The organism is Stenotrophomonas maltophilia group sp. msm1 (assembly GCF_032025805.1).
GTDB lineage: Bacteria > Pseudomonadota > Gammaproteobacteria > Xanthomonadales > Xanthomonadaceae > Stenotrophomonas > Stenotrophomonas hibiscicola.
In genome coordinates this window covers 1,542,667-1,555,040 of sequence record NZ_JAVSKH010000002.1, presented here as the reverse complement: position 1 = coordinate 1,555,040, position 12,374 = coordinate 1,542,667, and the positions used below count along the sequence as shown (strand labels likewise).

Sequence of the window (12,374 nt, the reverse complement as noted above, 5' to 3'; positions counted from 1 at the left end):
CCGGCGCTCCGTTGGATCAGAACGTCCAAGCCATACCGCGAGGAGGACTCCATGAAGAAGTTGCTGACCATTGCGATCCTGGCCGCTGCCGCCGTTGCAGTGCCGCTGGTGGTGGCGCAGAACGCCGGCCAGTCGGCCCCGCAACAGGGTGATCAGGCCGACAAGGCCCAGGCCGAGGCCGATGCAAAGGCCAAGCGCCGGGCCCAGGCCAATGCCCAGATGAAGGCGCAGGGCCAGCCGGCCCCGCAGCAGGAAGAGGAAGAGGAAGCGCGCAAGAAGCGCTGATCCCGCAGCCTGCCAGGCGCCCTTGCGACAAGGGTTGCGCTCCGGAACGCCCCGCTCAGCGGGGCGTTTCTTTTTGGGAACGTGGCGTCTGCCCCTTGGGTTGGCGGCCATCAATCTGTAAACTATGGCTTTCCGGGAGTAAGTGCGTGTCCACCATTTGCGAATGGGCTGGAGCGGCCAAGCGTGGCTTCCAGCATGGCGGGTCGCAGGTGACGGTCGATTTGGCCGGCACGGCCGCCCCGACCTCGCACGATGGTTCCGGTCCGGCGCCTGCCGCCGCACGGATCCGCACCTCCCTCGCTGCCTCAGCGAACCGGAAAACCCCCTCTGAGCACCATGCCCGCCCTCCGGGTGCGCGTGGTGCTGCCGTTTTCCATTTCCAGACAGGATGCTTGCAGCCATGACTCCCTTGATTTTCGTAACCGGCGGCGTGGTGTCCTCGCTCGGCAAAGGCATTGCCGCCGCGTCGCTGGCCGCCATTCTTGAAGCCCGTGGCCTGAAGGTCACGATGATGAAGCTCGACCCGTACATCAACGTCGACCCGGGCACCATGAGCCCGTTCCAGCACGGTGAGGTCTACGTCACCGACGACGGCGCGGAGACCGACCTCGACCTGGGCCACTACGAGCGCTTCGTGCGCACCCGCCTGAGCCGCAAGAACTCGGTCACCACCGGGCGCATCTACGAGAACGTGATCCGCAAGGAGCGCCGCGGCGACTACCTGGGCGCGACCGTGCAGGTCATTCCGCACATCACCGACGAGATCCGTCGCTGCATCGACGAAGCCACCGAAGGCTACGACGTGGCACTGGTCGAGATCGGCGGCACCGTGGGCGACATCGAGTCGCTGCCGTTCCTGGAGGCGATCCGCCAGGTGCGCACCGAACGTGGCCCGGAGAAGGCGCTGTTCATGCACCTCACCCTGGTGCCGTACATCGGCGCCGCCGGTGAGCTGAAGACCAAGCCGACCCAGCACTCGGTGAAGGAGCTGCGCTCGATCGGCATCCAGCCGGACGTGCTGCTGTGCCGTTCAGAACAGGCGGTGCCGGATTCGGAGCGTCGCAAGATCGCCCAGTTCACCAACGTCTCCGAGCGTGCAGTGATCAGCGTGCCGGACGTGGACGTGCTGTACCGCATCCCGTCCGGCCTGCATGCACAGGGCCTGGACGAAATCGTGGTGAACCAGCTGAAGCTGGCCGACAAGGCCGGTCCGGTCGACCTGTCGATGTGGGAAGACGCGGTCGATGCGACCCTGCACCCGCTGGACGAAGTGACCATCGCCGTGGTCGGCAAGTACGTCGATCACCAGGATGCCTACAAGTCGGTCGGCGAGGCACTGAAGCACGGTGGCCTGCGCCAGCGCACCAAGGTCAACCTGAAGTGGCTGGAAGCACAGGACCTGGAAGGCACCGACATGGCTGCACTGGCCGATGTCGACGGCATCCTGGTACCGGGTGGCTTCGGTGACCGCGGCTTTGAAGGCAAGGTGCTGACCTCGAAGTTCGCCCGCGAGCAGCAGGTGCCGTACTTCGGCATCTGCTACGGCATGCAGGCGGCGGTGGTCGATTACGCGCGCAACGTGGTCGGCCTGGAAGGTGCCAACAGCACCGAGAACGATCGCCAGTCGCCGAACCCGGTGATCGGCCTGATCACCGAATGGCGCACCGCCAGCGGCGATGTCGAGAAGCGTGACGACAAGAGCGACCTCGGCGGCACCATGCGCCTGGGCCTGCAGGAACAACGCCTGAAGCCGGGCACGCTGGCCCGCGAGCTGTACGGCAAGGACGTGGTCGCCGAGCGCCACCGCCACCGCTACGAGTTCAACAACCGTTACCGCACCCAGCTGGAAGATGCGGGCTTGGTGATCGCCGGCAAGTCGATGGACGACACCCTGGTGGAAGTGGTCGAGCTGCCGCGCGATGCCCACCCGTGGTTCCTGGCCTGCCAGGCGCACCCGGAATTCCTGTCCACGCCGCGTGACGGCCACCCGCTGTTCATCGGTTTCATCCGTGCCGCGCGCGAGCGCAAGGCCGGCGGCAAGCTGCTTTCCGAAGCGCGCGCCTGACTTGTGAATGGGGGCTTCGGCCCCCATCCTGCATGCTTCAACCCCCAGCGCACCGGCCCGTCCGGTGCTGCGGACAACAAGGAAACGCCATGAAACTGTGTGGATTCGAGGTCGGGCTGGACCAGCCCCTGTTCCTGATCGCCGGCCCCTGCGTGATCGAGTCGATGCAGCTGCAGCTCGATACCGCCGGCAAGCTGAAGGAGATCACCGACAAGCTCGGCGTCAACTTCATCTTCAAGTCCAGCTTCGACAAGGCCAACCGCACTTCGGGTACCGCATTCCGCGGCCCGGGCATGGAAGAGGGCCTGAAGGTGCTGGCCGAAGTGAAGAAGCAGATCGGCGTGCCGGTGCTCACCGACGTCCATGAGTACACCCCGATGGACGAAGTGGCCTCGGTGGTGGACGTGCTGCAGACCCCGGCGTTCCTGGTCCGCCAGACCGACTTCATCCGCAAGGTGTGCTCGGCCGGCAAGCCGGTCAACATCAAGAAGGGCCAGTTCCTGGCGCCTTGGGACATGAAGCCGGTCGTGGAGAAGGCCAAGGCCACCGGCAACGAGCAGATCATGGTCTGCGAGCGTGGTGCCAGCTTCGGCTACAACAATCTGGTCAGCGACATGCGTTCGCTGGCGGTGATGCGCGAGACCGGTTGCCCGGTGGTGTTCGACGCTACCCATTCGGTGCAGCTGCCGGGCGGGCAGGGCACCAGTTCCGGTGGCCAGCGTGAGCACGTGCCGGTGCTGGCCCGTGCCGCCGTGGCGGTGGGCATCTCCGGCCTGTTCGCCGAGACCCATCCGGACCCGTCCAAGGCCCTGTCCGATGGCCCCAATGCATGGCCGCTGGACCAGATGGAAGCCCTGCTCGAGACCCTGATGGAACTGGACGCGGTGACCAAGAAGCACGGCTTCTCGCGCTTCGCGTGAGTCGTGACCCGTGGCTGGCGCTGGAAAACCAGCGCCGCCGCCGGCACTGGAAACACTGGCCCTGGGGCCTGATCGCACTGGGCTTGGCCGTGCTGTTCACCGTGGGCATGTTCGGTCTGGTGCTGATCGGCGCCGCGTCAGTGCGCCCACCAGGTGATGGCGGCAGCGCGCTCAATCTGCGCGTGTACTTCATTACGCTGCTGGTTGCAGAGCTGGTCGGCGCCGTGGGATGCGTCGCTGCCGCCGTACTGGCCTGGCGCCTGAACCGTGGCAAGGTGGCCGCCGGGTTGGCGATCATCCTGCTGTCGCTGTGGCTTGGTGCCCTGTTCTACGGGCTGTTCTGATGAATGCGACCCTGGCAACCCGTGATCGGCCCTGGGGCCTGATCGCGCTGGCGCTGGCTGTTCTTGCCTGGGCCGGCCTGGTGGCAGCTGTATTCGCCTTCGCCGCCAGTTTCGGTTCGCCCGGGGATGGCAGCCATGGCATGCAGGCCATGCAGTACTGGATCTGGGCTGCACTGGCCATGCTCGTGCTGTCCTTCGTTGGCAGCCTGGTGGCGATGGTGATGGCCTGGCGTTGCCGCCGCGGCGGCGTAGTGGCGGCCATTGCTGGTGGCCTGCTGGTGGTGATGGTGTCGTTGATCCTGATGGTGATCGGGGCCACTCTGGCCTGACGGCGCCCACGCCATTTGGCAAGTGGCGGGCAGCCGGGGATAATCACGCGGCATTCGTTTTGTCGCCCCCTCTCCAGACAGGTAACCGGCCCGACCATGAGTACGATCCGCAGCATCCACGCCCGTGAAATCCTCGACAGCCGTGGCAATCCCACGCTGGAAGCCGAAGTCATCCTGGAGGACGGTTCGTTCGGTCGTGCCGCGGTTCCCTCCGGCGCCTCGACCGGCACCAAGGAAGCGGTCGAGCTGCGTGATGGCGACAAGACCCGTTACCTGGGCAAGGGCGTGCGCAAGGCCGTCGACAACGTCAACACCACCATCGCCAACGCGCTGAAGGATTTTGAAGCCACCGACCAGGCCGGCCTCGACCGTCGCCTGATCGATCTGGACGGTACCGAGAACAAGGGCCGCCTGGGCGCCAACGCGCTGCTGGGCGTTTCGATGGCCGCCGCGCACGCCGCCGCCGCGTCGAGCAAGCAGGCACTGTGGCAGTATCTGGCCGCAAAGACCGGCGTGGCCCCGGCGCTGCCGGTGCCGATGATGAACATCATCAATGGTGGCGCGCACGCCGACAACAACGTCGACTTCCAGGAGTTCATGGTGCTGCCGGTCGGCTTCACCTCGTTCTCCGAAGCGCTGCGCGCCGGCACCGAAATCTTCCATTCGCTGAAGTCGGTGCTGAAGGGCCACGGCCTGAGCACGGCGGTGGGCGACGAAGGCGGTTTCGCGCCGGACTTCCGCAGCAACGTCGAAGCGCTGGACACCATCCTCGAAGCGATCGGCAAGGCCGGCTACACCGCCGGTGAAGACGTGCTGCTGGGCCTGGACGTGGCGTCCAGCGAATTCTTCGAGAACGGCAAGTACAACCTGGTCGGCGAGAACAAGCGCCTGACCTCCGAGCAGTTCGTCGACTTCCTCGCTGACTGGGCCGCGCAGTACCCGATCATCACGATTGAAGATGGCCTGGCCGAGAACGATTGGGCTGGCTGGAAGCTGCTGACCGACCGCATCGGCAAGAAGGTGCAGCTGGTCGGCGACGACCTGTTCGTGACCAACCCGAAGATCTTCCAGGAAGGCATCGACTCGGGCACCGCCAACGCGATCCTGATCAAGGTCAACCAGATCGGCACGCTCAGCGAAACCCTGGAAGCGATCGCCATGGCTGATCGTGCCGGCTACGCCGCGGTGGTTTCGCACCGCTCGGGTGAAACCGAAGACACCACCATCGCTGACATCGCCGTGGCTACCACCGCCACCCAGATCAAGACCGGCTCGCTGTGCCGCAGCGATCGCGTGGCCAAGTACAACCAGCTGCTGCGCATCGAGGAAGCCCTCGGCGCCGGCGCGCGTTACGCCGGTCGTGACGCGTTCGTTTCGCTGAAGCGCTGAGCCGATGCGCGACTGGCGCTGGATGCTGCTGGTGCTGGCCCTGTTGCTGGGCTGGCTGCAGTACCGCTTCTGGTTCGGTCCGGGCAATTCGGGTGAAGTGATGATGCTCGAAGCCCAGGTCGCCAACCAGGAGCGGGACAACGAGGGCCTGCAGCAGCGCAACGACGCGCTGGCCGCCGAAGTGAAGGACCTCAAGGAAGGCCAGTCCGCCATCGAGGAGCGCGCGCGCAGCGAGCTGGGCATGATCAAGCCTGGCGAGAAGTTCTACCGTGTGGTCGAGGATGCGCCGGTCCAACCGGCGCAACCTGCGCCAGGTGTCAGCGCCCAGGTCGGCGATCATCCGGCGGACGTGCCATGAGTGGGGCGATCTGGGTGGTGGTTCCGGCCGCCGGCCGTGGCGCCCGCTTCGGCGCACCGCTGCCCAAACAGTACCTGCAGGCCGGCGGGCAGATCCTGCTCGCCCATACCCTGGACGCGCTGCTGGCGCACCCGGCCGTGGCCGGCGCAATGGTGGTGATCGGACAGGACGACGGTGACTGGCCTGGCTGGAGTGAATGGGCCGGCAAGCCGGTGCTGACCTGCATCGGCGGCGCGACCCGTGCCGCCTCGGTGCTGGCCGGGCTGCAGGCCCTGCCGGACTCGGTGCGTGCCGATGAGTTCGTGCTGGTCCATGATGCGGCCCGGCCCAACCTGTCGCTGGCCGACCTTGGCCGCCTGCTTGAAGTCGGTCGTGCCGACCCGGTCGGGGCGATCCTGGCCGCACCGGTGCGCGACACCCTCAAGCGCGCGGGCGATGACGGTGGCATCGATGGCACCGAGCCGCGCGAGCGCCTGTGGCGTGCATTGACGCCGCAGCTGTTCCGCCGCCACCAGCTCAGCCGCGCGCTGTCCGAAGCCGCTGCCGCCGGTGTCGAAGTCACCGACGAGGCCATGGCCATGGAGCGCCAGGGCCAGCGCCCGCTGCTGGTGGAAGGCAGCGAGGACAACTTCAAGGTAACCACTCCGGCCGATCTCGACCGGTTCGAATTCGTACTTTCCCGCCGCGCCGGCTGATTGCCCGCGCGGCCCTGCTGCAAGGGTTGCATCCATGAGCACCGCACCGTTCCCGCCCGTCCGCATCGGCCAGGGCTACGACGTCCATGCCTTCGGTGAGGGCGATCACATCATGCTCGGTGGGGTGAACGTGCCGCACAGCTGCGGCGTGCTCGCGCACAGCGACGGCGACGTGATCCTGCATGCCCTGTGCGACGCGATGCTCGGTGCGCTGGCGCTGGGTGACATCGGCCAGCACTTCCCGCCGAGTGACGACCGCTGGAAGGGCGCTGACAGCAGCGATTTCGTCCGCCATTGCGACAGCCTGCTGCGCGAGCGTGGCTGGCGCGTCGGCAACACCGACATCACCGTGATCTGCGAGCGTCCGAAGGTCGGTCCGCATGCGCTGGCCATGCGTGAGCGCATCGGTGCGCTGCTGCAGCTGCCGCTGGATGCGGTCAGCGTCAAGGCCACCACCTCGGAGAAGCTGGGCTTTACCGGCCGTGGAGAAGGCATCGCCGCACAGGCGGTGGTGCTGCTGGTGGCGGCATGATCCCGCTGCCGCTTGCGTTTGGTGCGCCGTTGCTGTCGGCGCGCATCCGCACCACGCCGGAAGATTTCCAGGTCGACGAGTTGCCGGCGTTCGAGGCCACTGGCGAGGGCGAGCACCTGCTGCTGCACATCCGCAAGCGCGGTGCCAACACCGTGCATGTGGCCAAGCTGCTGGCCAAGTGGGCCGGCCTGCCGGAAATGGCGGTGAGCTACGCCGGCATGAAGGACCGCCATGCGGTCACCACCCAGCGCTTCAGCGTGCACCTGCCCAAGCGCATTGCACCGGATCTGGCCGAGCTGGCCAGTGATGAGATCGAAGTGCTCGAAGCCACCTGGCACAACCGCAAGCTGCAGCGCGGCGCCTTGGCCGGCAACCGCTTCAAGCTGGTGCTGCGCGAGGTGCGGGGCGATGCTGCAGCGATCAGTGAGCGTTTGCAGCAGATTGCCAGCCGGGGCCTGCCGAACTGGTTCGGTGAGCAGCGCTTCGGCCGCGACGGCGGCAACGTGCCGGCCGCATTGGCGATGTTCGGGGGCCGCCGCATGCGCAAGGACCAGCGTTCGCTGCTGTTGTCTGCCGCCCGTTCGGCGCTGTTCAACCGCGTGCTGGCCGCGCGCGTGGAGCAGGGCAGCTGGGATCAGCCACTGGAGGGCGAAGTGTGGATGCTGGACGGCAGTCGCAGCGTGTTCGGCCCCGAGCCGTACACCGAGGTGCTGGCCGAGCGCCTCGCGCGGTTCGACATCCATCCCAGCGCACCGTTGTGGGGCGAAGGCGAACTACGCAGCGCCGACGCTGCACGTGAGCTGGAGCTGGCCGCGCTGGACGACGAGGAATCGAAGGCGCTGCGCGCTGGCCTGGAAGACGCACGGTTGAAACAGGAGCGCCGCGCGTTGCGCCTGCGCCCGGCGCTGCTGCAGCATCAGTGGCTGGCCGATGACGTGCTGGAACTCTCGTTCGCGCTGCCGCCGGGCTGCTACGCCACCGCTGTACTGCACGAGCTGGGCCCGGTCGAAGACGCCTCGCAGGCCTGAGCAGGGCGCACGGTAGAGTCGACTGTCAGTCGACTTGCGCGCGCAGCGCGGGGTATTCGCTTGCCGCTGGAAGAGCAGTCGACTGACAGTCGACTCCACCTGGACTCATGGCGTCCCCTTTTTTCAGCGCCGCGCCAGCAGCACCAGTACCGCGCCGGTCCCGCCTTGCCCGGTCGGCGCTGAATGGAACGCCAGCACGTCGTTGCGCAGCCGCAGCAGGCGGTCAACCAGGTTCTTCAGCACCGGCGCACCGCCATCGGCTTGCAGGCCCTTGCCGTGGATGATGCGCACGCAGCCATATTCGTGTGCATGCGCTTCAAGCAGGAACTGGCGCAGCAGCGTCTCCGCCTGCGCGGCGGTGGCGCCGTGCAGGTCCAGCTCGTCCTGCACCGAGTACTGGCCACGCTTGAGGCGCTGGAACAGGCGTGGTGGCAGGTTGTCGCGTCGATAGCTGGCCACATCGCCGGCTTCCAGCGGGGTGCTGTCGCGCAGCAGCCGGGCGAACTCGCCGGCGGCGTCGGCCTCGTCACGTTCGGCCATCCGCGCACGCGGCTTCGGTCGCGGCGCGGCAGGTGCCGGCTCGGCATCCTTGCGCAGCGGCGTCACTTCGCCGATGGCCGCACGGAACAGCGCGGCGGGATCTTCGTCTTCAGGGTGCGACATGCGCACAGGGTAAACCGCCGGCGCAGGTCTGCCTATGACGGTTCGATGTCGGCCGTGACCGCCGGCAGGGTAGGACCGGCGGCTCGCATGCGGCACAATAGACGATGCGCTTGCAGGGTCGACGGCTTCCGCAGGGGAGCGCGGCGGTCCCGCCCACACTGCACGGTGACGGAATCGAATTCTTGGAAAATCAAGCCGTTAAATCGAAGATGCGAATCCTGGTCAGCAATGACGATGGTGTCGACGCTGCAGGCATCCGGATGCTTGCCTCGGTCCTGCGCGAGGCTGGGCACGAGGTTACGGTGGTCGCACCCGACCGCGATCGCTCCGGCGCCAGCAACTCGCTGACGCTGGATCTGCCGATACGGCTCAAGCGCATCGACCATTACACCGTCTCGGTGGCCGGCACCCCGACCGACTGCGTGCACCTGGCGCTGACCGGCCTGCTTGAATTCGAGCCCGACATTGTCGTGTCCGGCATCAACAACGTCGCCAACCTCGGTGATGACGTGATCTATTCCGGCACTGTTTCGGCGGCGATGGAAGGTCGCTTCCTGGGCCTGCCCGCCGTGGCGGTGTCGCTGGTCAGCCGCAACCACGATCCGAAGCACTACGAAACCGCTGCGCGCGCCGCGGTCGAGATCGTTGCACGGCTCAAGGCCGACCCGCTGCCGGCCGACACCATCCTCAACGTCAACGTGCCGGACCTGCCGTGGAGCGAGGTCAAGGGCTTCGAGGTCACGCGCCTCGGCAACCGCCATCGTGCCGAAGGCTGCATCGCGCAGAAGGATCCACGCGGCAACGAGGTGTACTGGATCGGCCCTGCCGGCCGCGAGCAGGACTCCGGCCCGGGTACCGATTTCCACGCCGTGCGCACCGGCCACATCTCGATCACGCCGATCCAGGTCGACCTCACCCGCTACCAGGCGCTGGAGAAGGTGGCCAGCTGGGTCGGCGGCCTCAGCGCAGCCCTGGACCAGCCGGCATGAGCCCACGCCTGCGCCTGCAACCGGAAGCTGTGGGTATCGGCATGACCTCGCAGCGCGTGCGTGACCGTCTGGTCGACCGCCTGCGCGAAGCCGGCATCGTCGACGAGCCGACCTTGAACGCGATCCGGGTGGTGCCGCGCCATCTGTTCATCGACGAAGCGCTGGCCTCGCGTGCCTACGAGGATACCGCGCTGCCCATCGGCCACGGCCAGACCATCTCTCAACCCTGGGTGGTAGCGCGGATGACCGAAGCGGTCCTCCAGGTCGCGCCCAAGCGCGTGCTGGAAGTGGGCACCGGTTCCGGGTACCAGGCCGCCATCCTCGGTGCGCTGGGCCTGGAGGTCTACACCGTGGAGCGCATCGGCGACCTGCTGCGCCAGGCGCGCAAGCGCTTCCGTGCGCTGGGCATGAACATCCGCACCAAGCATGACGACGGTCGCGTCGGCTGGGCCGAGCACGGTCCCTTCGATGCCATCGTGGTCACTGCGGCGGCGCCGGCACTGGTCGACGCGCTGATCGAGCAGCTGGCCGAGGGCGGCCGGCTGGTGGCGCCGGTCGGTGGTCCCGGGGCGCAGTCGCTGGTGCAGCTGGACCGCAAGGCCGACGGCAGCATCGAACAACACGTGCTGGCGCCGGTCACCTTCGTGCCGCTGCTGTCTGGCATGCTCGACTAATCCACGGAGCAGGGTTGCATGAAGATTTTCGGGCCGCTGTACGAGCGGGCGATGAAGTGGGCGGCGCACGAACGCGCGCCGACCTACCTGACGGTGTTGAGTTTCTTCGAAGCGATCATTTTCCCGGTGATGCCGGAGGTGATGCTGGCGCCGATGTGCGTGGCCCAGCCCAAGCGCGGCTGGTGGTTCGCCACCCTCAGCCTGGCCGGCTCGATGCTCGGCGCGCTGGTTGGCTATGCACTGGGTCACTACGCCTTCGAGGCGATCAAGCCGCTGTTCGAAGCGCTGGGCATGCTGCCGGCGATCGAGCAGGGCATCACCACCGTGCAGGCGAAGATGGCCGAGTCGCCCTGGGCGGTGTTCACCTTCCTGGTGCTGGGCGGATTCATGCCCATCCCGATGAAGGTCTTCACGTGGGCATCGGGTATCGTCGGCGTACCCATGCCGCAGTACCTGCTGAGCATGCTGATCGGTCGCGGCAAGCGCGTGTTCGTGCTGGCCGCGGTCATCCGTATCGGTGGTGCGCGTGCCGAAGCCGCACTGCGTCGCTGGATTGAACCGCTGGGCTGGATCGCCACTGCGCTGGTGGTGGTGCTGATCGCCTGGCTTGTATGGAGGTCGAAGTTCGCATGAGTCCTGATCGTCTGAGCAAGGGAGTGCGCATCTGCGCGCTGGCGTTGCTGGTTTCCACCCTGGCCGCCTGCGGTACCGCCACCGTGGTCCGCCCGGGAGGCGGCAGCGCCGGTGGCGGCGTGAGCACGCCGAAGACCTCGGTGCCCAAGCCCGGGCAGACCGTGGTGGTGCGCAAGGGCGACACCATCTATGCGCTGGCTCGCATCCATGACATCACCCCGGCCGACCTGATCGCCTGGAACCGCCTGGACAATCCGTCCACCATCTACCCCGGCCAGGTGATCCGCCTGTATCCGCAGGGGGCCACCAGCGGCCGTGCGCCGACCACGGTGGTCACCCCGCCGCGTTCGGCTGGCAGCAGTGGCGGCAGCACCGCGCCGGCCCCGGCGCCGGTCGGGCCGGTGAAGAGCAACATCGCCTGGCGCTGGCCAGCCGATGGCGCGATCGTCGGCCGCTACGTGGCCGGTGACGCGACCAAGCAGGGCGTCGACATCGCCGGTACCAGCGGCCAGCCGGTCAAGGCAACCGCCAACGGTGTGGTGGTGTACTCCGGTGCCGGCCTGGTCGGCTACGGCGAACTGATCATCATCAAGCACAGCGACCAGTGGCTGTCCGCCTATGGTCACAACCGCAAGCGCCTGGTCAATGAAGGGCAGAGCGTGAAGGCTGGCGAGCAGATCGCCGAAATGGGCCGCACCGGTGCGAATCGCGACATGGTCCACTTCGAGATTCGCTACAACGGCAAGCCGGTCGATCCGCAGCAGTACCTGCCGGCACGTTGACGCGGTTGGAACAGGGAGTGCCGGGCCATGCCTGGCGTTCCTGACCTGTAGAGCCGTGCTCGACTCAGCGACTGCGGAGCGGTCGTTTGCGATCCTGTGTGCCGCAGGCTCACCTTCACGGCGGACCGGATACCCGGCATTCTTGAGCGGTCCCAGTCGACCCGGTACCCCATGCTGCGTCCTGCTTCCGTTCTCGCCTTGCTGATCGTCGCGCCGCTGGTCACCGCGGCCAGCGATCCGCGCGACGTGGTCACCCGTCTTTACGCCGTAGTCCAGGCGCCGGCTTCAGATGAAGTGGCCATCCCGCCGTTGCTGGGCGATGCCCTGCGCTCGGCGGTCGATGCGCAGCATGCTTACGAGCGGGCCTGTACCGCGCTGGCCGCGCACGACGAGAAGCCGCACATGCTCGACCAGAGCCTTTATCTGCTGGCGCCGGACCGACCGGACACGGTCGCGGTGGGAATGGCCGAATCGAGGGGTGACGCGACCTGGATCCGCGTCGACATGGCAGTGGGCGACTATCGATGGACCGACCGGGTCCTGCTGCAGCGGCAGGACCGGGACTGGAAGGTCATGGATATCCGCTGGGGGCAGGGCGGCCACCTGATCGGCCGGCTCCAGGAGTTCTCGGCATTCCGCTGCGCGCCTTCAGGCCGCTAGGGGCCGGAGGCACCGGTGACTCGAGAAC

Annotated in this window: 16 protein-coding genes; 15 read left to right on the top strand and 1 reads right to left on the bottom strand. The window is 67.1% G+C overall.

The features are described from left to right. Positions 1-51: 51 nt before the first annotated feature. From ROV95_RS14810 to truD, 10 genes are all read left to right on the top strand, one after another. The gene (locus ROV95_RS14810; protein WP_019658885.1) at positions 52-285 is read left to right on the top strand and encodes a hypothetical protein; all 234 of its coding nucleotides are present in this window, start codon (positions 52-54) and stop codon (positions 283-285) included. Between the two features lie 400 nt (positions 286-685). Further along, positions 686-2,350: a CTP synthase gene (locus tag ROV95_RS14805; protein WP_005416023.1), complete on the top strand. Its 1,665-nt coding sequence runs from the start codon at positions 686-688 to the stop codon at positions 2,348-2,350. Positions 2,351-2,439: 89 nt separating this feature from the next. After that, positions 2,440-3,270: a 3-deoxy-8-phosphooctulonate synthase gene (kdsA, locus tag ROV95_RS14800; RefSeq protein WP_010485995.1), complete on the top strand. Its 831-nt coding sequence runs from the start codon at positions 2,440-2,442 to the stop codon at positions 3,268-3,270. After that, the gene (locus tag ROV95_RS14795; RefSeq protein ID WP_312545053.1) at positions 3,267-3,614 is read left to right on the top strand and encodes a hypothetical protein; all 348 of its coding nucleotides are present in this window, start codon (positions 3,267-3,269) and stop codon (positions 3,612-3,614) included. Before kdsA ends, ROV95_RS14795 begins: the two co-directional genes overlap by 4 nt. Then, positions 3,614-3,943, top strand: coding sequence for a hypothetical protein (locus ROV95_RS14790; protein ID WP_019658882.1), 330 nt, complete (start codon positions 3,614-3,616; stop codon positions 3,941-3,943). Before ROV95_RS14795 ends, ROV95_RS14790 begins: the two co-directional genes overlap by 1 nt. Positions 3,944-4,039: 96 nt before the next feature. Beyond that, positions 4,040-5,332: a phosphopyruvate hydratase gene (gene eno / locus ROV95_RS14785; RefSeq protein ID WP_312545051.1), complete on the top strand. Its 1,293-nt coding sequence runs from the start codon at positions 4,040-4,042 to the stop codon at positions 5,330-5,332. Between the two features lie 4 nt (positions 5,333-5,336). Beyond that, positions 5,337-5,690, top strand: a complete 354-nt coding sequence (gene ftsB / locus ROV95_RS14780) for a cell division protein FtsB (RefSeq protein ID WP_021204090.1) — start codon at positions 5,337-5,339, stop codon at positions 5,688-5,690. Further along, on the top strand, positions 5,687-6,385 hold the full coding sequence (ispD, locus tag ROV95_RS14775) for a 2-C-methyl-D-erythritol 4-phosphate cytidylyltransferase (RefSeq protein ID WP_019658880.1): 699 nt from the start codon (positions 5,687-5,689) through the stop codon (positions 6,383-6,385). Before ftsB ends, ispD begins: the two co-directional genes overlap by 4 nt. Positions 6,386-6,419: 34 nt before the next feature. Continuing rightward, entirely contained in the window at positions 6,420-6,917 is a 498-nt protein-coding gene (gene ispF, locus ROV95_RS14770; RefSeq protein ID WP_021204089.1) for a 2-C-methyl-D-erythritol 2,4-cyclodiphosphate synthase, read from the top strand. Next, positions 6,914-7,945 carry a tRNA pseudouridine(13) synthase TruD gene (truD, locus tag ROV95_RS14765; protein ID WP_312545048.1) on the top strand — a complete coding sequence of 344 codons (1,032 nt, stop codon included), beginning with the start codon at positions 6,914-6,916 and terminating at the stop codon, positions 7,943-7,945. Before ispF ends, truD begins: the two co-directional genes overlap by 4 nt. 123 nt (positions 7,946-8,068) lie before the next feature. Here the strand turns inward: truD and ROV95_RS14760 are convergent, their stop codons facing one another. Then, complete coding sequence (locus tag ROV95_RS14760) at positions 8,069-8,608, bottom strand: Smr/MutS family protein (RefSeq protein ID WP_111103041.1); 540 nt, start codon at positions 8,606-8,608, stop codon at positions 8,069-8,071. A 209-nt stretch (positions 8,609-8,817) separates the two neighbouring features. Between ROV95_RS14760 and surE the strand changes: the two genes are divergently transcribed. From surE to ROV95_RS14735, 5 genes are all read left to right on the top strand, one after another. Further along, entirely contained in the window at positions 8,818-9,597 is a 780-nt protein-coding gene (gene surE, locus ROV95_RS14755) for a 5'/3'-nucleotidase SurE (protein WP_019658877.1), read from the top strand. Continuing rightward, complete coding sequence (locus tag ROV95_RS14750) at positions 9,594-10,271, top strand: protein-L-isoaspartate(D-aspartate) O-methyltransferase (RefSeq protein WP_010485977.1); 678 nt, start codon at positions 9,594-9,596, stop codon at positions 10,269-10,271. Before surE ends, ROV95_RS14750 begins: the two co-directional genes overlap by 4 nt. 18 nt (positions 10,272-10,289) lie before the next feature. Beyond that, positions 10,290-10,904 (top strand): YqaA family protein, encoded by a 615-nt coding sequence (locus ROV95_RS14745; protein ID WP_021204087.1) that lies wholly within the window; start codon positions 10,290-10,292, stop codon positions 10,902-10,904. After that, a complete protein-coding gene (locus ROV95_RS14740) occupies positions 10,901-11,686 on the top strand; it encodes a peptidoglycan DD-metalloendopeptidase family protein (RefSeq protein ID WP_312545045.1) in 786 nt (261 codons plus the stop codon). The genes ROV95_RS14745 and ROV95_RS14740 overlap by 4 nt, the downstream gene beginning before the upstream one ends. 171 nt (positions 11,687-11,857) lie before the next feature. Then, the gene (locus ROV95_RS14735) at positions 11,858-12,346 is read left to right on the top strand and encodes a hypothetical protein (RefSeq protein ID WP_312545044.1); all 489 of its coding nucleotides are present in this window, start codon (positions 11,858-11,860) and stop codon (positions 12,344-12,346) included. Positions 12,347-12,374 lie beyond the last annotated feature (28 nt).

Excerpts from the sequence above, each read along its gene's own strand:
- ROV95_RS14810 (WP_019658885.1), top strand. The coding sequence starts at position 52 with ATGAAGAAGTTGCTGACCATTGCGATCCTGGCCGCTGCCGCCGTTGCA.
- ROV95_RS14805 (WP_005416023.1), top strand. The coding sequence starts at position 686 with ATGACTCCCTTGATTTTCGTAACCGGCGGCGTGGTGTCCTCGCTCGGC.
- kdsA (WP_010485995.1), top strand. The coding sequence starts at position 2,440 with ATGAAACTGTGTGGATTCGAGGTCGGGCTGGACCAGCCCCTGTTCCTG.
- ROV95_RS14790 (WP_019658882.1), top strand. The coding sequence starts at position 3,614 with ATGAATGCGACCCTGGCAACCCGTGATCGGCCCTGGGGCCTGATCGCG.
- eno (WP_312545051.1), top strand. The coding sequence starts at position 4,040 with ATGAGTACGATCCGCAGCATCCACGCCCGTGAAATCCTCGACAGCCGT.
- ftsB (WP_021204090.1), top strand. The coding sequence starts at position 5,337 with ATGCGCGACTGGCGCTGGATGCTGCTGGTGCTGGCCCTGTTGCTGGGC.
- ispD (WP_019658880.1), top strand. The coding sequence starts at position 5,687 with ATGAGTGGGGCGATCTGGGTGGTGGTTCCGGCCGCCGGCCGTGGCGCC.
- ispF (WP_021204089.1), top strand. The coding sequence starts at position 6,420 with ATGAGCACCGCACCGTTCCCGCCCGTCCGCATCGGCCAGGGCTACGAC.
- truD (WP_312545048.1), top strand. The coding sequence starts at position 6,914 with ATGATCCCGCTGCCGCTTGCGTTTGGTGCGCCGTTGCTGTCGGCGCGC.
- ROV95_RS14760 (WP_111103041.1), bottom strand. The coding sequence starts at position 8,608 with ATGTCGCACCCTGAAGACGAAGATCCCGCCGCGCTGTTCCGTGCGGCC.
- surE (WP_019658877.1), top strand. The coding sequence starts at position 8,818 with ATGCGAATCCTGGTCAGCAATGACGATGGTGTCGACGCTGCAGGCATC.
- ROV95_RS14750 (WP_010485977.1), top strand. The coding sequence starts at position 9,594 with ATGAGCCCACGCCTGCGCCTGCAACCGGAAGCTGTGGGTATCGGCATG.
- ROV95_RS14745 (WP_021204087.1), top strand. The coding sequence starts at position 10,290 with ATGAAGATTTTCGGGCCGCTGTACGAGCGGGCGATGAAGTGGGCGGCG.
- ROV95_RS14740 (WP_312545045.1), top strand. The coding sequence starts at position 10,901 with ATGAGTCCTGATCGTCTGAGCAAGGGAGTGCGCATCTGCGCGCTGGCG.
- ROV95_RS14735 (WP_312545044.1), top strand. The coding sequence starts at position 11,858 with ATGCTGCGTCCTGCTTCCGTTCTCGCCTTGCTGATCGTCGCGCCGCTG.